Source organism: Pseudomonas sp. LBUM1643, from assembly GCF_059716215.1.
Genome location: NZ_CP166813.1, coordinates 3,303,067 through 3,327,685, shown reverse-complemented (window position 1 = coordinate 3,327,685; position 24,619 = coordinate 3,303,067). Strand labels below are relative to the sequence as shown.

Annotated in this window: 14 protein-coding genes; 4 read left to right on the top strand and 10 right to left on the bottom strand. The window is 56.7% G+C overall.

Features of this window, described 5'->3' with window-relative positions; translation table 11 throughout:
• Positions 1-11 precede the first annotated feature (11 nt).
• The 10 genes from xylB to ACA063_RS14845 form a co-directional block, all read right to left on the bottom strand.
• Positions 12-1,508, bottom strand: a complete 1,497-nt coding sequence (gene xylB / locus ACA063_RS14890) for a xylulokinase (RefSeq protein ID WP_497662239.1) — start codon at positions 1,506-1,508, stop codon at positions 12-14.
• Positions 1,509-1,777: 269 nt separating this feature from the next.
• Complete coding sequence (locus ACA063_RS14885) at positions 1,778-3,250, bottom strand: mannitol dehydrogenase family protein (RefSeq protein WP_497662238.1); 1,473 nt, start codon at positions 3,248-3,250, stop codon at positions 1,778-1,780.
• A 16-nt stretch (positions 3,251-3,266) separates the two neighbouring features.
• Positions 3,267-4,370, bottom strand: a complete 1,104-nt coding sequence (locus ACA063_RS14880) for an ABC transporter ATP-binding protein (protein ID WP_497662237.1) — start codon at positions 4,368-4,370, stop codon at positions 3,267-3,269.
• Positions 4,371-4,499: 129 nt separating this feature from the next.
• Positions 4,500-5,330: a carbohydrate ABC transporter permease gene (locus ACA063_RS14875; protein ID WP_169369805.1), complete on the bottom strand. Its 831-nt coding sequence runs from the start codon at positions 5,328-5,330 to the stop codon at positions 4,500-4,502.
• 8 nt (positions 5,331-5,338) lie between these two features.
• The gene (locus ACA063_RS14870) at positions 5,339-6,265 is read right to left on the bottom strand and encodes a carbohydrate ABC transporter permease (protein ID WP_497662236.1); all 927 of its coding nucleotides are present in this window, start codon (positions 6,263-6,265) and stop codon (positions 5,339-5,341) included.
• A gap of 194 nt (positions 6,266-6,459) precedes the next feature.
• Entirely contained in the window at positions 6,460-7,770 is a 1,311-nt protein-coding gene (locus ACA063_RS14865) for an ABC transporter substrate-binding protein (RefSeq protein ID WP_497662235.1), read from the bottom strand.
• Between the two features lie 332 nt (positions 7,771-8,102).
• Positions 8,103-9,008, bottom strand: a complete 906-nt coding sequence (locus ACA063_RS14860; RefSeq protein WP_497662234.1) for a helix-turn-helix domain-containing protein — start codon at positions 9,006-9,008, stop codon at positions 8,103-8,105.
• 42 nt (positions 9,009-9,050) lie between these two features.
• On the bottom strand, positions 9,051-10,370 hold the full coding sequence (locus tag ACA063_RS14855) for a glycosyltransferase (RefSeq protein ID WP_497662233.1): 1,320 nt from the start codon (positions 10,368-10,370) through the stop codon (positions 9,051-9,053).
• Between the two features lie 172 nt (positions 10,371-10,542).
• Positions 10,543-17,697 carry a hypothetical protein gene (locus ACA063_RS14850; protein ID WP_497662232.1) on the bottom strand — a complete coding sequence of 2,385 codons (7,155 nt, stop codon included), beginning with the start codon at positions 17,695-17,697 and terminating at the stop codon, positions 10,543-10,545.
• Between the two features lie 203 nt (positions 17,698-17,900).
• Entirely contained in the window at positions 17,901-18,260 is a 360-nt protein-coding gene (locus tag ACA063_RS14845) for a response regulator (protein ID WP_497662231.1), read from the bottom strand.
• 258 nt (positions 18,261-18,518) lie between these two features.
• Here ACA063_RS14845 and ACA063_RS14840 point away from each other — a divergent pair, with 258 nt between their 5' ends.
• Genes ACA063_RS14840 through ACA063_RS14825 form a run of 4 tightly spaced genes read left to right on the top strand, consistent with a single transcriptional unit; the run spans position 18,519 to position 24,605 of the window.
• Positions 18,519-22,010 (top strand): response regulator, encoded by a 3,492-nt coding sequence (locus ACA063_RS14840; RefSeq protein ID WP_497662230.1) that lies wholly within the window; start codon positions 18,519-18,521, stop codon positions 22,008-22,010.
• Positions 22,010-22,840, top strand: coding sequence for a CheR family methyltransferase (locus tag ACA063_RS14835; protein WP_497662229.1), 831 nt, complete (start codon positions 22,010-22,012; stop codon positions 22,838-22,840). Before ACA063_RS14840 ends, ACA063_RS14835 begins: the two co-directional genes overlap by 1 nt.
• Positions 22,837-23,430 (top strand): chemotaxis protein CheB, encoded by a 594-nt coding sequence (locus ACA063_RS14830; protein ID WP_497662228.1) that lies wholly within the window; start codon positions 22,837-22,839, stop codon positions 23,428-23,430. The genes ACA063_RS14835 and ACA063_RS14830 overlap by 4 nt, the downstream gene beginning before the upstream one ends.
• Positions 23,424-24,605 (top strand): hybrid sensor histidine kinase/response regulator, encoded by a 1,182-nt coding sequence (locus tag ACA063_RS14825; protein ID WP_497662227.1) that lies wholly within the window; start codon positions 23,424-23,426, stop codon positions 24,603-24,605. The genes ACA063_RS14830 and ACA063_RS14825 overlap by 7 nt, the downstream gene beginning before the upstream one ends.
• The last annotated feature ends 14 nt before the right edge of the window (positions 24,606-24,619 follow it).

The window sequence follows — 24,619 nt, the reverse complement described above, 5'->3', positions numbered from 1 at the left end:
TTGTTCGCTCTTTAAAGTGTTGCGACATGCCGTTGATAGCGCTCATAAGCCTGCTCGAACGCTGCCACATTGGCGGCGATCGGCAGGGTTTCGCTGGCCAGGTCGAGTTTTACACAACGCTCGCACAGATCCGCCAGGCTGTCCTCGTGTCCAGTTGCCCAGGACGTGCACCAAGCCGCCTGAATCGCCGCGCCGAGCGCTGCGGCTTCGCTTTGCTCGGTGCAGATCACCGGCGTGTTCATGATGTCGGCGACCATCTGCCGCCACACCGGGCTTTTCGAGCCGCCGCCAATCATGCAGATGCGCAGGCTTTTTAAGCCATTGTGGCGTAACAGGTCCAGCCCGTAACGCAAACCAAAGGTAGTGCCTTCGACAACGGCACGACACAGATTGGCCTGGGTCAGGTTGGTCATGGTCAGCCCCAGCAGGCTGCCGGTGGCATGGGGCAGGGCGGGCACCCGTTCGCCGTTGAGAAACGGCAGCATACAAATGCCATCGGCGCCGATCGGGGCTTGTGCAATTTGTTCGTTGAACTGTTCGATATCCAGATCGAACAGTTCTCGAATCACCCCGGTGGCGTTGGTCAGGTTCATCGTGCAAATCAGCGGCAACCACCCGCCGGTCGAGGAGCAGAACGTCGCCACCGACGCATCCCTGCTGACTTTCGGCTGATCTGCGTAAGCGTAAACCGTCCCCGAAGACCCCAGGCTCATGGTGATGGCGCCGGGCTTGATGTTGCCGGTGCCAATGGCGCCCATCATGTTGTCGCCGCCGCCGCTGGAGACTGTTGCTTTGGGATTGATGCCCAAGCGCTCTGCGATGCTCCCAAGGACGGTACCGACCGCCTCATGAGCGTCGATCAATTCCGGCAGTGCAGCTTGCAAGCGTCCGGTGGGATCGATGTCGCGCAGCAGTTGCAAGTCCCACTGACGGGTGCGCACGTTGAAGTAACCGGTACCGGATGCGTCGCCGTACTCGCTGCAACTGCGGCCAGTGAGCCAGTAATTGAGGTAATTGTGGGGCAACTGGATATGGGCGATTCGGGCGAAAATTTCCGGGTGGTGTTCTTTGGTCCAGAGCAGTTTGGAAACGGTGTAGCCGGGTGCGATGACGATGCCCAGGCGTTCCAGGGAGCCTTCTTCTCCGCCCAGATGAGCCAGCAGGCGGTCATTCTGCGGGGTGGATTCGGTGTCACACCACAACTTGGCCGGGCGCAGCACCTGGCCTTGATCGTCGAGCAGGACCAGGCCATGTTGTTGGCCGGAAACACCGATGCCAAGGATGTCCTGACCGTCGACATTGGCCGCGAGCAGCGCACGGCGAGTTGCCAGGCAGAAGGCCTCGATCCACTCATGTGTGTCTTGTTCACGCCGGCCATTGGGGCCGCTGATCAGCGTGTGCGGCGCGGCTCCCTGGCCTATGACCTGACCACTGACAGCGTCGAGGATGATGGCTTTGGTGCCTTGGGTGCCGCAGTCGATGCCCAGGAACAGGTGTTGGTTTGCCATGGGAGATCCTTGGGTCTTCGGGTCGTTAGGAATACACATTCGATGTCAGTGGCGCCTGTCGGAAAGCTATCGCCAGCAGGCTAGCTCCCACACTGGATTTGTGGCGTTCGCAATGCCCCTGTGGGAGCTAGCCTGCTAGCGATGGCGACAGTTGATTCACCACCACACTCAAGCCAACAGCCTGGCTCCCACACTGGATTTGTGGCGTTCGCAATGCCCCTGTGGGAGCTAGCCTGCTAGCGATGGCGACAGCCGGTTCAGCACCGCACTCAATCCAAAACCCGCTCCAACGTCCGCGACACCCCCACCTCGCGCAAACTTTTGCAGCACCACTCAAACGCCGCCACAAATTCGGGAGAGTCCGGAATCGCCGTGCCAAAAATCTCCTCGACCGCCAACAACCGCTGCGTGATCAACGCATCCTCCGCCACCAGCGCCTGGCAAAACACCGCCCGCGGATCGGGAATCAAAAACGTTGCCCCATGCTCATCGACACCCTTCAGATACAACGCCCAGGCCGCCACCACCAACGCTGCACGTCGAGTGTCCCGGCCATCGGCAATCAACCGATTGATGGTCGGCACCGTGAACTTGGGAAACTTCGACGAGCCATCCGAACACACCCGCTCCAGTTGGTCGGCAATCGCCTGATTGGAGAACCGCTCAACCAGCGTGTTCTTGTAATCGGTCAGGTCAATTCCCGGTACGGGCGATAGCTGCGGTGTGACGTCCAGGTCCATGTAGGCGCGCATGTAACGCACGAACAGCGGGTCGTTCATGGTCTCGTGAACGAAGCGGTAACCCTTCAGAAACCCGAGATACGTCAGCGCCAGGTGACTGCCGTTGAGCAGTTTGATTTTCATCTCCTCATAAGGCGTCACGTCGTCGGTGAACTGCACACCGACCTTCTCCCAGGCCGGGCGTCCGTTGACAAACCGGTCTTCCAGCACCCACTGCACAAAGGGTTCGCAAACCACCGGCCAGGCGTCGTCCACCGCGTGTTTGTCAGCCAGTTGCAAGCGATGTTCGGTACTGGTCATCGGCGTGATGCGGTCGACCATGGCGTTGGGGAAGCTCACGTTGTCTGCGATCCAGTGGCGCAAATCAGCATCAAGCAATTCGGCGAACGCCAGCAGTGCCTTACGGGTGACGGAGCCGTTGTGCGGCAGGTTATCGCAGGACATCAAGGTGAACGCCGGGATGCCGGCGGCACGACGTCGGGCCAGCGCGGCGCAGAGGAAGCCGAACACGGTTTTCGGTGCCTGCGGGTTCGCCAGATCCTGCTGGATCTGCGGCAGATGGGCCATGAACTCGCCGTTACTGTCATCGATGCAGTAACCGCCTTCGGTGATGGTCAGCGAGACGATACGAATCTGCGGGCTGGCGAGTTTGGCGATTAATGCTTCGGCTCCATCTTCGGCCAACAACATGTCGCGTATCGCGCCGATGACCCGGACTTCGGTACCGTCGGTGTCGCCCAGTTCGAACAGCGTGAACAGGTAATCCTGTTCCTTGAGGTCATCCCGGGCGCGACGGTCTTCGGCGCGCAGACCAATCCCGCAAATCGCCCAGTCCAGACCTTCGCCGGTGTTCATCAAGGCGTCGGTGTAATACGCCTGGTGCGCACGGTGAAAACCGCCAACGCCAATGTGCGCGATACCCTGGCGAGTGTCGCTGAGCGTGTAGGAAGGCAAGATCACCTCAGGAGCGAGGCGATGCATATTCTGTTTATTGAGTTTCATCACAGGCTCTCTAAGATCAGGCCGCTGCACGCAACGGGCGCGTCAACGCCACGCCGTCGGCATCGAACAAATGGCAGTGTTGAGCGTCCAGGTGCAGGCTCAGGGTCTCGCCATAACGGCTGGCCAGGTCGCCGCGAACGCGCATGGTCAGTGACTCACCCGAGGAGGTGACGACGTGGCAGAAGGTGTCGCTGCCCAGGCGTTCGCTGACGTCGGCGGTGACGTGCAAGGTGCAATCACCGGTTTGCGCCAGTTCCAGGTGTTCTGGCCGAATACCCAGGGTCACGGCGCCACCGACGCTCAGGTTGGCACCCGACAGCGGCAAGGTAATGCGGGTGCCGGCGTCCAGCAGCACCTCGCAGCCCTGGCCGTCGATGCGAGTGATCTTACCTTTGAGGAAGCCCATTTTTGGGGTGCCGAGAAAGCCTGCGACAAACAGGTTTGCGGGCTGGTGATAGAGGTCCAGTGGCGAGCCCACTTGCTCGATCTTGCCGCCGTTGAGCACAACGACTTTGTCAGCCATGGTCATGGCTTCGACCTGGTCGTGGGTGACGTAGATCATCGTGGCTTGCAGGTCTTTATGCAGCCGCAACAGCTCCAGGCGCATCTGCACCCGCAGCGCGGCGTCGAGGTTGGACAGTGGTTCGTCGAACAGAAAAATCTTCGGGTTGCGCACGATGGCCCGGCCGATGGCCACGCGTTGACGCTGACCGCCAGACAGTTGTTTAGGCTTGCGTTCCAGCATCGGCCCGAGTTCGAGAATGCGGGCGGCTTCACCGACTTTCTTCTCTACTTCGGCCTTGGGTACGCCGGCCAGGTCCAGGGCAAACGACATGTTTTTGCGCACGCTCATGTGCGGGTACAGGGCGTAAGTCTGGAACACCATCGCCAGGTCGCGCTTGGCCGGGCTGACTTCGGTGATGTCCCGGCCATCGAGTTCGATGGTGCCGCCGCTGACTTCTTCCAGGCCTGCGATCAGGCGCAGCAGGGTGGATTTGCCACAACCAGACGGGCCGACGAACACCACGAATTCCTTGTCGTTCACTTCCAGGTCGATGCCCTTGATGATGGAAAAGCCTTCGAAGCCTTTTTGCAGATTCTTGATTTTCAGGTTGGCCATGATGATGGGCCTCCTATTGTTGTTTTTAAGATCAGAAGATCGCAGCCTCGTTTCACTCGACAGCTCCTACAGGGGTATCTGCCGCTCTGTGTAGGAGCTGCCGAAGGCTGCGATCTTTTGCTTTTTGATTTATTTCACAGCGCCAAACGACAGGCCGCGCACCAGTTGTTTCTGGCTGATCCAGCCAAAAATCAGGATCGGCGCGCAGGCAAGCGTCGAGACTGCCGACAACTTGGCCCAGAACAGGCCTTCGGGACTGGAGTACGAGGCAATCAATGCGGTCAGTGGCGCGGCTTTCGACGAGGTCAGGTTCAAGGACCAGAACGCTTCGTTCCAGCACAGGATCAGCGACAGCAGCACCGTGGACGCCAGGCCGCCCTTGGCGATCGGCAACAGCACGCGGACCATTTCCTGCCACAGCGTGGCCCCGTCCAGGCGCGCGGCTTCGAGGATGTCTTTGGGGATGTCTTTGAAGTAGGTGTAAATCATCCAGACCACGATCGGCAGATTGATCAGCGTGTAAATGATGATCAACGCGATGCGCGTATCCAGCAGCCCGAAGCTCTTGGCCAGCAGGTAAATCGGCATCAGCACGCCCACCGGCGGCAGCATTTTGGTGGAGAGCATCCACAGCAACGTGCCTTTGGTGCGTTTGGTTTCGTAGAACGCCATGGAGTAGGCCGCGGGCACCGCGATCAGCAGGCATAGGGCGGTGGCGCTGAATGAAATCACCACCGAGTTCCAGGCAAAGCTGAAGTAGTCGCTGCGCTCATTGATGTGCAGATAGTTCTCAAGCGTCGGCGTGAAGATGAACTGCGGTGGCGTGGCGAAGGCGTCGATTTCGGTTTTGAAACTGGTCAGCACCATCCAGAAAATCGGGAAGAAAATCAGGATCGCGATGGCCCAGGCCAGGGTGCCGAGCAGCAGGCTTTGCAGGCGACGGGATTGTTGAAGAGTCATGGCAGGCCTCAGGCTTTGTCTGTCAGGTTTTTGCCGATCATGCGCACCAGGATGATGGCCGCAATGTTGGCAATCACCACGGCGATCAATCCGCCCGCTGATGCCATGCCGACGTCGAACTGCACCAGCGCCTGGTTGTAGATCAGGTAGGCGAGGTTGGTCGAGGCATAGCCGGGGCCACCGTTGGTGGTGGTGAAGATTTCAGCGAATACCGAGAGCAGGAAGATGGTTTCGATCATCACCACCACCGCAATCGGCCGGGCGAGGTGCGGCAGCGTCAAGTGCCAGAAAATCGCGATGGGCCCGGCACCGTCCAGGCGTGCGGCTTCTTTCTGTTCCTGGTCGAGGGACTGCATGGCGGTCATCAGGATCAGGATCGCGAAGGGCAGCCATTGCCAGGACACGATGATGATGATCGACAGCAGCGGGTAGTGCGCCAGCCAGTCCACCGGTTGCGCGCCGAACAGTTTCCAGACGTAGGCAAGAATCCCCGAGACCGGATGGAAAATCAGGTTCTTCCAGATCAGGGCGCCAACGGTGGGCATGATGAAGAACGGCGAGATCAGCATGACCCGAACGATGCCGCGACCGAGAAACTCACTGGCCTCCAGCAGCGCACTGATCAGTACGCCGAGTACGACGCTGATCAGCAGCACACTGCCCACCAGCAGCAACGTATTGGTGGCCCCGGGCATGAACCCCGAGTCGGTCAGGAAGTAGGTGAAGTTTTCCAGCCCCACGAACTCGTTTTCACCGGGATTGAGCAGGTTGTAGCGAATCACCGAGAAGTAAACGGTCATGCCCAGCGGCACGATCATCCAGAGCAGCAACAAGGTTACGGAAGGGCTGACCAGAAACCAGCCGGGATTGGCCAACCGGCTTTTACGCACCGGCTGGGGGATGTCCATGTGAGCTTTGGCAGTTGAAGTATTCATGGCGATAGAACCAGTTAAGAACAGGTGCATGACGATCAAATGTGGGGGCAGGCTTTTGTGGCGAGGGAGCTTGTCGAATCGTCGCACCGTCCCGCTGGGTAGCGAAGCGGCCCTGAAATTCTTTGCGACTGCTGCGCAGCCGAGCGGGAGCAAGCTCCCTCGCCACAAATACCGTCCCGACGGGAGCTGCGGGGTTACTTGGGATAACCGGCGCGCTTCATTTCTCGTTCAGTGGTTTGCTGGGCGGCGGCCAGGGCCTGATCGACCGTGGTCTGACCGATGAGCGCTGCCGAGAACGACTTGCCCACCTGGGTGCCGATGCCCTGAAACTCGGGAATCGTCACCAACTGAATGCCGATGTAAGGCACAGGCTTGAGCGTCGGCTTGCTTGGGTCCGCCGCTTTCAGCGACTCCAGCGTCACCTTGGCGAACGGTGCGGCGCTCATGTACGCCTCGCTGTAGGTCGAGGCCCGCGTGCCGGGCGGCACGTTGGCAATGCCGTCCGTTTTGGCGACCAGTTCACCGTATTCCCTGGACGTGGCCCAGGCGCTGAAGGTTTTCGCTGCGTCTTTCGCCTTGGAACTGGTGGGAATCGCCAGCGCCCATGAATAGAGCCAGGCCGAGCCTTTGTCCGTTACCTGATGCGGGGCATAGGTAAAGCCGACGTGGTCGCTGACCTTGCTCTGGGTTTTGTCGGTGACGAATGAGCCCGCAACACTTGCATCGACCCAGATCGCACACTTGCCGCTGTTGAACAGCGCCAGGTTTTCGTTGAATCCGTTGCTCGACGCGCCCGGCGGGCCGGATTTTTTCATGATGTCGACGTAGAAATTCAGCGCGTTCTTCCACTCCGGCCCGGTGAATTCCGGTTGCCACTTCTCGTCGAACCAGCGCGCACCGTAGGCGTTGGCCAAGGTGGTGATCAGGGCCATGTTCTCGCCCCAACCGGCCTTGCCGCGCAGGCAGATGCCGTACTGTTCTTTGTCTTTGTTGGTGAGTTTGCTGGCGAACTCACCGATCTGCTCCCAGGTCGGGCGCTCGGGCATGGTCAGGCCGGCGTCCTTGAACAGGTCGGTGCGGTAATAAGTGATGGAGCTTTCGGCGTAAAACGGCAGGGCATACAACGAACCCTTGACCGAGAGGCCTTCACGCACCGAAGGGAACACGTCGTCGAGCGCATAGGAGGCGGGCAAATCCTTCATCGGCTCCAACCAGCCCTTGGCGCCCCAGAGTGCGGCTTCGTACATGCCGATGGTCAGCACATCGAACTGACCGCCTTGTGTCGCAATGTCTGTGGTCAGGCGCTGGCGCAGGACGTTTTCTTCGAGCACCACCCAATTGAGCTTGATCTCCGGGTGCTCGGCTTCGAAGGTTTTCGAGAGCTTTTGCATGCGGATCATGTCGCTGTTGTTGACGGTGGCGATGGTCAGGGTCTGAGCGCCAAGGCTGACGCTGCTGAAGGTCAGGCAGGCAACGGCAAGCATAGCTTTTGCAGAAGGTTGCATCGTGCACTCCTTTTCTGCACCCGATGGGGGACAGAAGGACAGTTATTGTTTTTGTGTCTGCCGGGGACCGGAAGAATGTGCACTGATTACAACGTTCAATCGAGCGCGTGACAAATTGCTCATCGCACTCGAATCGATACTATTTTGCACTGACAGGCGGTTGCGCAAATTCCAGAACGCCTGCTTCTGTAGCAGCTGCCGAAGGCTGCGTTCGAGTGCGCAGCGCTCGCTGAATGTTGGTCATACGGTGAATCCAGAGAGTAAACAGCGGCAACGATGGCGCCAGCTGCATAGGCGAACGCAGCCTTCGGCAGCTGCTACAGGGGGGGGCGTCAGTGCTGGTTTTGCTCAGTCAAACGCTGCATCGCCAACCGCCGATAGTGCGAGGGCGTCATGCCTTTGAGCTGTTGAAAGCGTCGATTGAAATTGGAGATATTGTTGAAGCCCGACTCAAAGCACACATCGGTCACCGGCTTGTCACCATCCGCCAGCAACTCGCAGGATTTGCTGATGCGCAAGCGGTTGACGAATTCGATGAAGCAGCGCCCGGTGGCTTGCTTGAACACACGGCTGAAGTACGTCGGCTTCATCCCCAGGTGCGCGGCGACTTCTTCCAGGGGCAGTTCCCGTGCGTAATGGGCAAAGATGTAATCGACCGCGCGGTTGGTGCGGTCGACGTTGTGCTCATCGGCCAGTTGCGATGTGGTGGCCCCGGACAGCAATTGGTAATCGTCGGACGCGGCCAGTAACTCCAGCAAGATGAAAAAATGCCCGAGGCGGGTCACACCTTGGGTGTCGGCGATTCGCTGCATCAGGTTCATCGCCTGGCGAATCGTGCGCTGGCAGCGGAATTCGATACCGTACTGAGCACGTTCAAGCAGCGGTGCCAGGGTCTTGAGCTCGGCGAATACCAGGTGACCGCTGTCGAACAATTCGTCTGTGAAATTCACCAGCATGTCGCGCTTGGGTACCACTTCGTCTTCGGCGACCTGGCTGATCCAGTTGTGGGGCAGGTTGGGGCCGGTGAGAAACAGGGTTTGCGGGTAAAAATTGCCGATGTAATCGCCGATGAACACCTTGCCGGAGCTGGCAACGATCAGGTGCAGTTCGTATTCCTTGTGGAAATGCCAGCGCACCAAAGGGCAGGGGAAGCCATGCTGGCGATAGATGATGGACAGACCGTTGTGGTCGTCCATCAGCTCGTAGGAGGGGTCGGTAACTCTGGCTGCTCGGCTCATGTCAGGGCACTTTTATTGTTCTCGCACGCTGATCATGCCCCGTTACTGGTCGTTCGTGCCACCCGTAGGAAGGGTCTGACGGTTTTTTGCTTCAATCCACTGCGCCATATATTGCGTACTCTTGTGGTGATGGTGGCGCAGCATGCTGCCGGTGAAATTATCCCTTCTGATCGTGTTCATCTGCTGACGACAGGCGTGGAGGCGGGTAATCAGCGCCGGGCCATGATCAGCCTTGAGGTAGCGGCGCGACAGCAATTGCGCACCCGCGGCCTGTGCGTCGAGCCAGGTTTTTTCGTCCTTGTAGAGTTGCACGGCGCTGTCTGCGAATGCCTGGGCAGTGCGAGTGACCGCGCCTGGCCAGGTTTCTTCGCCGTGCATGCCTTCTGCCCCGATGGGTGTGGTGACATTGGGCGTGCCGCAAAGCATGGCATCCACCAATTTGCCTTTGATGCCCGCGCCGAATCGTAACGGTGCGACGCACACCCGCGCTGCCGACATGACCTGCAAGGCGTCCTCGGCCCAGTTCATGACATGAAACCCTTGCGCGGCATTGTGCAACGCCGTGGCTTTGGGCGGCGTGTAGGCGCCGTAGATGTGGAGCTGGGCAGTGGGCAATTGCTGACGAATCAACGGCCAGATCACGGTTTTGAGCCAAAGCACGGCATCCCAGTTCGGCGCATGGCGGAAGTTGCCGATACTCAGGAAGTTGGCCCGCTCTTCAAAAGGTATGAATGGTTGAGTCGGTAAATCGACCATCAACGGGCACTCGTGCAGCAGGCTGCGAGGTACGTTGAACTGTTCGACCAGCAACTCGATTTCCACGTCGGAAATCATCAACGTTAAGTCACAGCGATAAATCGCCGCCAGTTCCCGTTTGGCCAGATCCGTATCGGCCATGTGCTCGAACTCTTCACGCAACGCAGGGGCAAACAGTTCGTTGAAATCGTTCAGGTCATCGTTTGCCTTCAGCCGATCCTTGAGTCGTTGGTGCCGGGCATGTCGCAGACTCTGCAGGTCCGAGGTTTCGAGTACGCGCAAGGCCTCGGGACACTGTTGTTCGACGCGCCAGCCAAACTGTTCTTCCATCATGAATTGATCGAACAACACGATGTCCGGGGCCAGTTCGCTGACGAAAGTATCGAAACTGCTGTTGTTCAATTCGATAGGCACCTGGCGAATGCCTAATGCCGTCAAGTCTGCCGGGTGCTCGCCTGCGCCGGCGGGACTGCTGAACGTAATGTCCCAGCCTTGCTGCAGGAACGTCTCGAGAATTTGCATGACGTGGCCACTGGCCGCAGAAGAGCGGGGCTCGGGCCAGACGTAACCAATGACCAGGACCTTGGTTGCGTGGGGATGAATCATGAAGGGTGATTCCTTGAAGCGGGCGGGGGAGATAGCGAGGCGGTGACAATTAAACCATAGGTAACGCGTTTCCGGCGCGCAGTTGTATCGGGCAGTACACCGTAGCGGCGGACGCTCCCGAACGGGGAGCGTCACGGTTACGACATTACGCAAAGTACTTGTTTACAATTTCTCAATAACTGGGTTGTTTTGGTGCATTCACCATATCCATCCAAACGGGATCGATCGGGCTCATCCATCGTGCCACTGGTGGGGAGGCCTTCCAGTCGGTCACAATAATACTCCGTCCTTCGACTTCCCATTGATTCATCTTCTCTTGAAACGCTTGTTTGTAATCTTTGGCAGGACAACTTACTCCCGCCCATGGATCGACGATCCATGCATTCTTGAAGGCTTCCTCGCTAAAGTCGCTGGTAGAGGCAACGGGGCCTTTTTGAGGAACTCCCACCACCGTGAAGGTATGCGCGCCGGGCATTCTCCACGCAGAAGCAGTGCCGCCACTCTCTTGAATGATCTTAATGGCGGCTGCCGCCATATGATCGCAGTTTCCGGCACCCGTTTTGATCAGCATGTCGACAGCATCGGGGGCATTGCTCCTGGAGTACTGCCATATAACGACTGGCTGGGTGAGTGCTTGCCGTTGAATGTCATTAGCATCACTTGCAACTCTTTGATTAGCGGGCCCAAGGCCGGTGGCAGTGAGTTGAGCGTCTACTTGCTGTTTTGCTCCATTCGCAAAGACCCGATTTTTTTCGAGCGGCGCTGCACTGTCGAAAAAAGGTGGTTTGGTTATCGGCTCGATTTTGATGGCTGGAATGACGACTTCGATATTGATAGGTGTCTGACTTTTAACGGCAGTGAGAATAAGTTCACGTTTCTGCACGTCACTTAATTTTTCACTCAGCTTTTTAAGGTTGTCAATATCGGCTGTATCCCATCCCAGATACTCAAGTTCTTTGTATAAATGGTTCAGTGGGGGGAGTGGAACAAAATCATTGTCAGGTTTTTTACCAGCAGCGCGAATATAAGGGTCTTTAATCTTATGGTATTCGCCAATAAGTTTTGCACCAAGACCTTCCTCAGAGAGCGGGATATTTTTGAATTCTACGCTACCGCTAGCCTGGCCGTCGTATCGGCAATAGTAGAAAAGTCCAGTGTCCGCTTCTGCGACCAGGTAGCGGGTCTCTCCCCAGAGCTTTCCAGGAACATTGACGATAACAGCTCTTACTTCGCGTGCATCGTCCATCCCTTGCACGATACTATTGATTTTTACAACGCGGGTCGCGGCGTTAAAATCGGGGTCGTTAATTCGTCCTGCAAAACCGAAGTAATCATTTGGAATAATACTGCCGGACGTAGCGGATTTGAATTGGAGGGAGACCGTCAGTTGATCTGGATGACATTTCAGAAAATCAGCAGCACATTTAAAGATACGTCGTTCAAAAATCACTCGAGGTGACACGCCTTGCTCGCCTGTTGTGGGATAAAGACGCTTGTGCTCAAACGCTTGCGCTCTTCTTTTTTCGCCCGTATCCAAGGTGGTATCAAGTATTTTCGAAAAACAGGTCCTTGTTTCGCGCTTGTTCCTTCCTGAACTGCAAACCGCTTCGAATCCTTCCATCTCCTTGAAATAGGCGGGAGAGGTAATGTCGTTAAGCGTTTCCGGATGATTGGGATCAAATCGATAAACTTTATCACCGACTATTACATCGGTGCCCGTTGAACGTTGAATGGTGTGCGGGTTATCGCTGAACAGCTGTGAGTTTGTATAGGCGGTAGACCCATCACCGAACGTCGTCCGTTCCAGCGTTATCGCACTGTCCGGTTTGAAGTTGTCCAGGGGCGGGCCGTACGCACGGTTACCTATGACATCATAGGCGTACCAATTTCCGTCCTTGAACCTGGCTGTGGTTTTAGTGGTTTGTCCTGCCGCCGTTACGGAGTCGCAGACGCCTTCTGCAATGTCGGCGTGTTTCAACAGGTCGGCGGAATCAACGGCTTTTGTACAACCATAAAGTCCCTTGAGCTTGTCGACGCCCTTGCTGGCGGCGCTGTAGGCACGTGTACTCAGCTTGCACACCGCGTTTTTCGCGAAATTGACGCCGTCAAGTAAGCCGTCAAAGGGATTCGCTGCAGAGACCAGGGTGGTACTGGTTATCATGCTGAGTTTGAGTACTTTAGGGAGTACTTTTGCCCCCGATTTCAGCACTTGTGCACCCTTGCTAATGGCCGCTGCACCAGGAAGCAAGAATCCGGCGGCATCCAATGTACAGTCGAGTGCGGCCGCTGCCGTATCACCCTTTATGCCGTTCTCAATGCAGGATTTGAAGGGGATTAGGCCGAGGAAAAAATCCCGCACTTTACCGGCGAATATCTCTTCTTGCTCCGACGCCGTCGAGCCCTTTGCCAACTCACGCAACTCTTCTCGCCCGGTCACGAAGTGCTCGTCCACCGCGACTGAAGCGATGTGATCGACACGGGACTGTGAAGAAAATACATTGGGCACGGTCTCGAAATCATAACCGCTCGGGTAGAACGTAACTTGTTGTGTGACGGGAATTATCTGCTCGATGATGACGTTGGACGTTATTCCTTCGCGGGGCACGGAGCCGGTTTTATAAGCTTCCCAATCAACCTTCAGCGGGGTGCCTCGCTGCACTTCCTTGTAGGGGTCGAACATTACATTGTTGCTCTTTACCGCCACCCGGCCGCCAAGAGCCAAGTGAACGGGTAAGTCGGTTCGTGTGCGAATCGTTATTGCTGAAGGAAACACTTCGAAGTAGGTGACTTTCTGTTTGTATTCAGATCGTATCAATAAGCCGTGACGGCCTTTAGCGGCTTCTATCTGCTCGCGTGTCTGTCGGGTTCTGGCGACGTCGATTTCACTGCGCAGCGAATAATATTGCTGCTCGCCGTACTCCAGGCTTTTTCGGTCATCCAAAGACAACTGGGAAGTCAGGTACCTGAATATCGAGTGAGAGCCGGTGCGCAAGTTGTCAAAAAAGACAGAAAATTGCGATTCGAATAGCTGCGAAACGTTTTTGAGTAAATGGAATTTCGGCTCAAGTGAGGAAATATTGACTTGCGAGTCGATTGAATTGTATTTGCCGGAGGCCAATCGCCCAGTGATATAGAGGTCAAGCATCGAGTAATGCTTTTTTCTGACCGACTGCGGTATGTTCTTGTTGTACAGGGCAATTTTTTCGAAGGGGACATCTTTCCCGTAAATGCGGGTCAGCTCAGCCAGGGCAATGCTTTTTCTTGTGGGGGGTGGCTCCGATAGATAGCCCTGCGCCCGGCCGAGTTCTTCCCGAACGTGCTGAAATTTCTCCCTGGCAATGTTGAGTTGCTGTGCGGAGTAAATGTCGCTGGCGGTTTGAGTAATCACTCCGTTGGCGATCGACCAATCGATGAGAGGGTTGACTGACACCATTTCCACCGCAACGGCCTGACCCACGGAAATAGGTGAGGTGTCGCCGTATGACATCACCTGTTCAAACGTCATCCGTGATGTTGATCCTGGTGCCAGTTGTTCAATACGAGCGACGGCAATTCTTAACATTGTCCATGTATGGGAACCGCAGACAAGATTGACAGGCAGGTCACGGACAAGGAATTCCGGCGCGATGCCCGACAGTAAGTGACGCGCGGCGTAGGGTGCGATCGTGGCACAGGCTTTTCCGCTGTCGAGGATATGACGCTCAAAACGTTCGACGACTGTAGAAGGCTTTGCCCCCCAGTTGTCTGTTTGTGTGAGGTTATAACCGGCAACATGATTGCGCTCGCTGCCTGCTGCGGGCTCCAGATTGAGCACCAGCGCTGCCATGAGCCACTCGGCAGCACTGGTTGGCGTTGATATGGCATTGAGTTTTACCTCCAGCGCTTTACCGAAATTTTTTCCTTTTTCACTGTCAAGAACTAGGCCCATCGCGGTTTCTAGAGATGCACCAGTGATGCGCTGTTCGTGCGCAAGATAGTCCAGTAGCCCCGTAAATCCCGAGTGTTCCAAAAAGCGGGCGGTTTCGCTGATGATTGTGTTTTTTTGTGCAGGGGTGAGCGGGCGTGGATAGTCGGCGGCTCCCCAGTAGTTGCCCGAAGGTTCTTCAACAAAGCCCACACTCAAAGCGTTGACCAGATTTTTGATCTCGGCGGTTGTTTTCGGCTCGGTCCAACCGCTGGCGTTGATCAGTCGACGCGCGGTGACGCCGCGTCTGGCTTCCGTTGGGTAGCGGGCTGAGAACGACGCATCCGGGTGCACAGCAAGCAACACAGCGTCGAGATTCACTGCCGCGTTATCTGTTTTTCTTTCCAGGTAGGCGTTCAATGCGGTTATCAGTGCGTGATGGGTATAAACATCGCCCACTCGCTGTCTCTGACTTTTAAGAACCTCTTCAGATCTCAATTCGGGCGGCCTGTGTGGGTCCCCAGCCTTGATGTCGCAAAACCCCTGGCGCTGGATCAGTTCGTTGGCCTGTCGTTGGGCCTCAACCTGGTTCAGAGGCAGGGTCTGATCGTAAAAATCGGCTACCACCCCTAAAGGTACACTCGGGTTTTGATCTGGGTAATGGATACCTTTGCCCAGTGGATCGAGCACTTTGGCCGCTGTCAGTACAGGTCCTGCTACGCGGGCCCAGGTACTGTCTGTCAGCACGAACCTCGTTCTGACACCACGGGCCATTGCGACAAGACTGCTGTCTTCGTGGTGCACCTTTACAGTCGAAAGATCAACTCCTTCCTGGCGAGCCCAGTCTGTAAAGAACGGATTTTTAACAGCCTTGATAAAGTTCAGATAGCACTGGCCTAGCGTGGAATGCGCCGGTACTACTACTACCTCCGGTTCGGAGCCTTGTCGTTCGGGATCAACGGATCGCAACAACGATACGGTGTAGCGAGCAGCCAACTGCCGGTCACCGTCAGCTCGCGAAGCGTCCGTCCAAAGAATATGGCGTCTGCGACGCAACAGAAGAATGGCGTGCTCTGCAGCATCAATCTTTGGCTCGAGGGCTGTTTCATTGTCGACCTCCACATCAACGTCAATGTTGGAAGTCCGCGGGTCCTCAAGGGCCTTCAGGTAATCGGTAACAAGCGCTTCCGGCGTTGCAGCGCTCTCATCGGCCTCGGGAGCTTGTTGCGTATCTCCTGTCGCCTCCTGTTGCGGTTCAGGGGCTTCGCCGGCTGACCTGATGTGACGTTTTACGGATGGCGACGAGGCAAGGATCACCTCTTTGGGATGCGCGGCGGGATGCCTGGAATGAGTTTGTGCGAGTACCGCCTCAATTAGCTCCACATACGTTTGGTCTGCAACTTGCTCGCTGGGTTTGTCCAGTAGTTCGGCAACCTGTTGGATAAGTGTCGAGTCATCGAGCAGGTTGTGGTGGTCAGACTCATACATCAGACCAAGGATGGCGTCTGATAGGGTCGAGTTGTGCGAATCGATGGGCGTACTCAGGATGTTTTCGATCGAATCATCGATCCGCTCCTGATGCAGCGTCGGGCTTTCGGGCGTCTCAGCGGGGCTGTAGGCGTCATACAGCGCAGCGGCTGAGCCGATCACGGTCGTGGGAATGACAACCGCAGCAGCTGCCGTTTTGGGATTGCTTTTTATCCAGTGGGCTGAGGTGGCCGCGCTCCCGACTGCGTAACGACCGAAGGTGGCGAGCACCGCAGAAAGTTGAGCCAACGTAGTGTGCAACTGAGGGGTGAGCATTTCCCACGTTGAAGGGGAAGCGGAAGGGGGGCTCGTATCTTCACCCTCAACTTCCATGATAAAGGCCTCATGCACACCTTGAAAGGCTTCACGCGCACCTTGAAGTTGCTGCAAAAAAGGGGTTTCCGGGCTGTCTTCAGCCGAAGCCATCGGAAAGGTCAGGGCCGAGTCTATTTTTTTCAATATCTTGCCGACTGATTCTGTCCATCGTTCCAGTGTGAATTCATCGGCCTGTGAAGGTGATGCAATAGTTGCAGACCCTGCCGCATCCTGGGCGTTTGCGCGTTCCAGACCGGACTCAGCCTGACGTTCGATGGACGATAAAAAATCGTAGACCTCGGTTTCCAGTCGCGTGACCTGGTCCCTGATAGCGTCCAGGGATAAATCCACGTTCACAGGCTCTGGCGTTGTCACGTCAATATTTGCCGGCGCCTGTGTCGGGACGGCGGTCAGATGTGGCTTGACCTTTTGCGCTATCGACAAAATCCCAACAGTATCCAGCGCGTTAGCCACATACAAAACCTTGCCCCAGAAGCCTCCGGTATAGACGGGTCCCGAAGTGACGACGTGTTCATAGAAGCTTGATGTGCGATCAATCTCCTGCAAGGCCAACATTAATTCGGTCTGCGCGTTGAAGGACTCGGGTCCCGAGCCAAGAGCCGTCCTTTCCACCGCCTCGTTCATCGCGCCGTGCAATCCTGATCCGGTCCCCTCACGGGATAACGAACCTAACGCATTGAGCGCGATGTTTATCGGAGTGGCTATCTTTGCAAGTGTTTGCTTGAGTTTGTTCGGGTCAATAATTTCCTCAAGCAAACTCCGTTCAGGCCGATTGTCGACGATTTCAATGCCTGCCAGCAGGTCATCTATTTGCTGTACGGTTTGTGAGAAATCCGCTTTCCAGCCTTCACGTGGACTGACCTCGATAATGTCCTGGATGAACTGCGCCATTAATTCCTTGGCTTCTTTGGGTGATGGTCGGACGTGGGTGAACGCCTCGAATTGAATCAGTTTTGTGAGGTCTCGTAATGTTGTCCAGGTGGCATCGTCGAGCGGTTCACCTGAAGCAATTTCCTGATCGCGCTGCAGACGAGAGGACTCGAGTTGCGTTTGTATAAACCCGCGTACCCCCTTGCCATCGCTTCCTTGGGGGAAGTTGACGTTCTCGCCGAATGCGTCTGCCCATCTGTTGGGTGGAAGGTGACAAATGATTTCTACAAATTCGCGCGATCTCGCGGGATTGAGGCCTGTCAGCGGACGGATCGAGAGCATGAGCGCTTCGACGAGCAAAGGAGCGAGTGCTTTACCGGTAGGTGTTTGCAGAATGCCGGATTCAAGGATCTCTAAAGCTTCTTCATCGGATACGGACTGGGTTTTTAGTTGCTCAACTGTTCGTCGCCAGACTTTTTCAAGTGACGGTTGATCATATATCGACCCGTTCTTTAAAAAATCCGCGACATCGTCACCACTCAAGCGTCCGCAATACACCGGGCATTCGTCCGCCGATGGTGAATGATAAGGTGCAGAACCGCTGCTTGGGCAGGACGTATCCGGCAGTACGTGAAGGCGTATGGGTATTGAGTTGTTGCGCACCTGTGCGCCAGAAAGCCTGGTGTTCATTGGCGGTAACGCGGTCTGGGGTCTATTCGTAAATGCGGGTTGAGCAGCAGTGGTGACATTAAGTGGTGGCACGGCGAGCCTTATCGATAAGCGAGATGAATTAAATCCTGATAGCCCTCGAAAAACGGGCGATCAAGGCATCAAACGCCAAACGATAAGTGATTCACCGAATCAAATTATGATGGGAATATTTTTCGGGGTTCTCAGGCCAACATGCCCTTGACCTTGTCCCGCAATTGGTCGATCGAAAACGGTTTGCCAATCACCGACATCCCGGCCGGTACATCGATGTTCTCTGCATAACCGCTGGCAAACAGAATGGGCAATTCCGGGCGGAGCATCCGGGCCTGAATAGCCAGCTCCCGACCGTCCATCACCGGCAGACCCACATCGGTCATCATCAGGTCGATGTGTTGATCTTCATCATTGAGAAATTCCAGTGCCTTTTCACTGCCATCGGCCTCGAGCACCCTGAATTCCAGCTCCTCCAGCACATCGACGATCAGCATGCGCACGATGGCGTCGTCTTCGACTACCAAAATGATGGATGGGGTGGAGGACATAGTGGGTTCCCAAAGAATAAAAGTACGGTGGCCGGGCGATCAAATTCGCCGGAGTCTTGCTTGAGTAATCGACGGGACCCGAGAAGTTCCCGTGGTGACAGAAAAAGAATAGACCCACAAGCGCGGCAAGGATAACCGGTCCGTTGCGCGGTAGCAGCTGAATGTAGGATTTTGCGCAAAAACGTGTCAGAAAATTGGATCAAAGCAGCCGTTTTGGGGCAAACTCCGTGGTTTTCAATAGTTCGACAAGGCTGCCCCATGACCTCTGCGTCCTCGGTTGATGAGCAACGTTTCCGTAAACTTCTGAGCCGTAACGTCAGCCTGCCGCTGGGCGTAGGCCTCGTCAGTGCCGTGTTCTTCGTTTCGCTGATCACTTATCTGCTGTCGACCATCCAGTGGGTCGAGCACACTGACCGGGTGATCAATAACGCCAATGAAGCGGTGAAGCTGACCGTCGATCTGGAAACCGGCATGCGCGGCTTTCTGCTCAGTGGTGACGAGAAATTCCTCGAACCCTACGAAACCGCCCGGCCCAGACTCAAGGTAGCGCTCAATACGCTGCTGGAGCTGACGGCCGACAACCCGGTTCAAACCGATCGCCTTCATCGCCTCGAAGCGTTGCAGCGCGAATGGGCTGACTATGCACAGTCAATGATTGACTTGCAGCGTACGAGCGGCGACTACCGCAGCGCGGTCAAGGCCGGGCGTGGCAAGCGGCTGACGGATGAAATCCGCAAGCAGTTCGAAGACGTGATCGACATGGAGCAGCAATTGCGTACCGCGCGCAATGATGAGGTGAGCCGCACCACGATCTGGAGCATCACCCTTTACTTGCTGTTCGTCGCGGCGATCAGCGGACTGTTGGCCTACATTGGTCGTCGGGACCTGCTTAACCTTTCGCAAAACTACGGTGCCAATCTTGCCGCACAACAGGCCAGCGCCGAGCGTCTTGAGCAACAGGCCTGGCTGCGCAATGGCCAGACCGAGCTGGCCGAGCAGGTGCTCGGACAGCTCAGCCTGAATCTGCTGGGTCGCAATATCCTGCAGTTCTGTGCGCAATACCTGGGCACGGCCGTGGCAGCCATTTATGTTCGTGAAGAACACGGGGGCCTCAAGCGGGTTGCGACTTACGGTTTTTCCCGGGAGCAGGAAGCGCTTGATCAACATATTTACAGCGATGAAGGCATCGTCGGTCAGGTGGCGCAAACGGCGCGCCTGATTCGCCTCGACAGCGTCCCCAACGATTATTTCAAAGTCAGCTCCGGTCTCGGCGAAGGCTTGCCCCACAGCGTCCTGGTGGTGCCGACCAGTGATGACGAGCATGTCAACGGCGTCATCGAACTGGGCTTCCTGCGTCCGTTGAATGACCGCGATGTCGAATTGCTCCAACTGATTGCCAGCAACATCGGCACCTCCATCGAAGCGGCGCGTTATCGCCAACGGTTGCAGGAAGTGCTGGCCGAAACCCAACAGCTCAACGAAGAGCTGCAGGTCCAGCAGGAAGAACTCAAGACCGCCAACGAAGAACTCGAAGAGCAATCGCGAATTCTCAAGGAATCCCAGGCGCACCTGGAAACCCAGCAGGTCGAGCTCGAGCAGACCAATGAACAGCTCGCCGAGCAGGCACAGATCCTGGCGGATCAGCGCGACGCCATGGACCAGAAGAACACCGAGCTCAATCACGCCCAGACTCAACTGGAAGAACGCGCCGACGAGTTGCAGCGTTCGAGCAAGTACAAATCCGAATTCCTCGCCAACATGTCTCACGAACTGCGCACGCCGCTGAACAGTTCGCTGATCCTGGCCAAGCTGCTGGCGGAAAACCCTCAGGACAATCTCAGCGTCGAGCAGGTCAAATTTGCCGAGTCGATCTATTCGGCGGGTAATGATTTGCTCAACCTGATCAACGACATCCTCGACATTTCCAAGGTCGAAGCCGGCAAGCTTGAAGTGCGTCCGGAAAACACCAGCGTCGCTCGACTCGTGGACGGTTTGCGCGGGATGTTCCAGCCGTTGGCAGCGGACAAGCATCTGGATTTCCAGATTGAGCTGCAGGCCGGGTCGCCGATGATGATCTACACCGACCGCCAGCGCCTGGAACAGGTGATCAAGAACCTGCTGTCGAACGCAGTGAAGTTCACCGAGAAAGGCACTGTGACCCTGACTGTGGCGTCGCAGCCAAACGACGGCATCGCCTTTGTCGTGCGCGACTCCGGGATCGGCATTGCCGCCGATCAGCAGGAAAGCATTTTCGAAGCCTTCCGCCAGGCCGATGGCACCACCAATCGCCGCTACGGTGGCACTGGCCTGGGCTTGTCGATTTCCCGTGACCTGGCAGCCTTGCTCGGCGGATCCATCAGCGTCACCAGTGAACCTGGTCAGGGCAGTGTGTTCACCCTGGTGCTGCCTCAGCAATACGTCGAGCCAGGTGAAGTACCGGTCGAACCGATGAAGGCTTCACCGGTGGCCGCACCGTCGAGAACAGCACCTGCTGCGTTGGTGCCGCTGATTGCCGAAGTGGATATCCCGCGTTTCAACGACGACCGCACCAAGGCACCGTTCGCCACGCGCTGCATCCTGGTGGTGGAGGATGAGCCGAATTTTGCGCACATCCTCTACGACCTGGCCCATGAGCTGGGTTACCAGTGCCTGGTCGCCCATGGGGCCGACGAAGGCTATGACCTGGCCAAAGAGTACCTGCCGGATGCCATTTTGCTGGACATGCGCCTGCCGGATCACTCGGGCCTGACGGTGTTGCAGCGCCTCAAGGAACACGCGGAAACCCGGCACATCCCGGTGCACGTGATTTCCGTCGAGGACCGGGTTGAAGCGGCCATGCACATGGGCGCGATCGGTTATGCGGTCAAGCCAACGACGCGCGAAGAGCTCAAGGATGTATTTGCCCGTCTCGAAGCCAAGCTGACCCAGAAAGTCAAACGCGTGCTGCTGGTTGAAGACGACGATCTGCAACGGGACAGCATTGCCCGCCTGATTGGCGACGACGATATCGAAATCACCGCCGTCGGTTTCGCCCAGGAAGCCCTCGATCTGCTGCGCACGACCATCTTCGACTGCATGATCATCGACCTGAAGCTGCCGGACATGCTCGGCAACGACTTGCTCAAGCGCATGTCCACCGAAGACATCTGCTCGTTCCCGCCGGTGATCGTTTACACCGGACGCAACCTGACCCGGGACGAAGAGGCCGAACTGCGCAAGTATTCGCGCTCGATCATCATCAAGGGTGCGCGCTCCCCGGAACGCCTGCTGGATGAGGTCACACTCTTTTTGCACAAAGTCGAATCGAAGTTGTCCCATGAACGCCAGCGAATGCTCAAGACCGCGCGCAGTCGTGACAAGGTCTTCGAGGGTCGCAAGGTGCTGCTGGTGGACGACGATGTGCGCAACATCTTCGCCCTCACCAGTGCGCTGGAGCAAAAGGGTGCAGTCGTGGTCATCGGCCGTAACGGTCGGGAGGCGATTGAAAAGTTGAATGAAGTCGAGGACATCGATCTGGTGTTGATGGACGTGATGATGCCGGAGATGGATGGTTTCGAAGCCACCACCTTGATCCGCAAAGACCCGCGCTGGCGCAAGCTGCCGATCATCGCGGTAACGGCCAAGGCCATGAAGGATGATCAGGAGCGCTGCTTGCAGGCCGGCTCCAACGACTACCTGGCCAAGCCCATCGATCTGGATCGCCTGTTCTCGCTGATTCGCGTGTGGTTACCGAAAATGGAACGCATTTAGTGGAACGCAATCATTCAGAGCGAAATAGCGAAATCGAACTGCGGTTGCTGATCGAGGCGATTTTCCTCAAGTACAGCTACGACTTTCGCGACTATTCCGGTGCGTCGATCAAGCGCCGGGTTCAGCACGCGTTAGGCCAGTTCGAGTGCGCCACTATCTCGGCCCTGCAGGAAAAAGTCCTGCACGATCCGACGGCGTTCATGCAGTTGCTGCAATTGCTGACGATCCCGGTCAGCGAAATGTTCCGCGACCCGTTGCACTTCCTGGCCATTCGCCAGGAAGTGGTGCCGCTGCTCAAGACGTATCCCTCGATCAAGATCTGGATCGCCGGCTGCAGTACGGGCGAAGAAGTCTATTCAATGGCGATTCTGCTGCGCGAAGAGGGCTTGCTCGATCGCACGATTATCTACGCCACGGACATCAATCCGCGCTCGCTGGATAAAGCCAAGCAGGGGATATTTTCCATGGAAAATGTCCGGGCCTACACGGCTAATTACCAGCAAGCCGGGGGCCAGTGCTCGTTCGCCGATTACTACACGGCGGCCTACGGCTACGCCATTTTCGACAAGTCGCTATGCGAGAACGTAACCTTCGCCGACCACAGCCTGGCGACCGACAGTGTGTTCTCGGAAACTCAATTAATTTCGTGCCGTAACGTATTGATTTACTTTAATAAAAAACTTCAGGATCGGGCGTTTGGACTGTTCCACGATTCACTTTGCCACCGCGGTTTTCTGGTTCTTGGCAGCAAGGAAACACCGGAGTTTTCAGGCTTTGGCAAGCAGTTCGAACCCTTGGTCAAACAAGAACGGATCTACCGCAAATCATGAACGATGCCCTGCAGCTGCCTACAATTAAAGCCATCGTGATCGGCGCCTCGGCGGGCGGTGTGGAAGCGTTGCTGAACCTGCTGAGCCCGTTGCGCGAAGGCTTCGTGCTGCCGATCATCGTGGTGCTGCACCTGCCTGACGCGCGCCGTAGCCAGCTGGCTGAAGTGTTCGCCCGTCGGGTTTCGATGCGCGTGCTGGAAGCCCATGACAAAACGCAGGTTGAAGCGGGCACGTTGTATTTCGCCTCGCCCGGTTATCACTTGTCGATCGAGCAGGATCGGACGTTTTCCCTAAGCCTGGAAGATCGCGTTCATCATTCACGGCCCGCCATCGATTTTCTCTTCGAGTCCGCCGCTGACGCCTACGGCGAAAGCCTGGCTGCAGTGTTGCTTACAGGCGCCAATCGCGATGGCGCGAATGGGCTGGCCAAGATCAAGTGCTTGGGCGGCCTGACCATCGTGCAGGATCCGGACGAGGCCCAGGTCGCCACAATGCCATTGGCTGCGCTGAGCGCGCACCAGCCGGATCACATTCTCCCCCTACGCGGCATCGGCCGTTTGCTTGTCGAGCTGGAACGAATCGCATGCTAAGTAATATCCAAGCCAAACTGCTGATCGTTGACGATCTGCCGGAGAACCTGTTGGCGCTCGAAGCGCTGATCAAGCGTGAAGACCGAATGGTCTACAAAGCCTTGTCCGCCGACGAAGCGTTGTCACTGCTGCTGCAACACGAGTTCGCCATGGCCATCCTCGATGTGCAGATGCCGGGCATGAACGGCTTCGAGCTGGCCGAGTTGATGCGCGGCACCGAAAAAACCAAGAACATTCCGATTGTCTTCGTCAGCGCCGCTGGCCGTGAACTGAACTATGCGTTCAAGGGCTATGAAAGCGGGGCGGTGGACTTCCTGCACAAGCCGCTGGACATCCATGCGGTCAAGAGCAAGGTCAATGTGTTTGTCGACCTGTATCGGCAGAGCAAGGCCATGAAACAGCAGGTCGAAGCGCTGGAACAGAGCCGTCGGGAACAGGAAGCGCTGCTCGTTCAATTGCAGAGCACCCAGCGGGAACTGGAGCAGGCGGTGCGCATGCGCGATGACTTCATGTCCATCGTCGCCCACGAAGTACGCACGCCGCTCAATGGCCTGATCCTTGAAACCCAGCTGCGCAAAATGCATTTGGCCCGGGATAACGCCGCGGCGTTCACCCTGGACAAGATGCACGCCATGGTCGACCGCGATGAGCGGCAGATCAAAAGCCTGATCCGCCTGATCGAAGATATGCTCGACGTTTCGCGGATCCGTACCGGCAAGCTGTCGATCCGGCCAAGTCGCTTTGACCTGACGGCGCTGGTGCAAGGTTTGTTGCAGAACTTCGCCCCGCAGATCGACGCTGCCGAGTCCTCGGTCACTCTGGACGCCGAAGAATCGGTCATCGGCCATTGGGATGAATTTCGCATCGAACAAGTGATCTCAAATTTGTTGACCAACGCGTTACGGTACGGCGCGAAAAGCCCGATCAGCGTGAAGGTGTACAGTGAGAAGGGTCAGGCGCGGGTCGAAGTGCGGGATCAGGGGATCGGTATTGGTGAGGAAAACCAGAAGCGAATTTTCCAGCAGTTCGAGCGCGTCACGGCCAAACACGCCGTCGCCGGATTGGGCTTGGGATTGTTTATTTCCGAACAGATTGTGACTGCCCATGGCGGTACCATCACCGTCGAAAGCCGGATTGGCGAGGGCGCCCTGTTTCGCGTTTGTCTGCCGCTGTAGGAAAACAGCCAGAT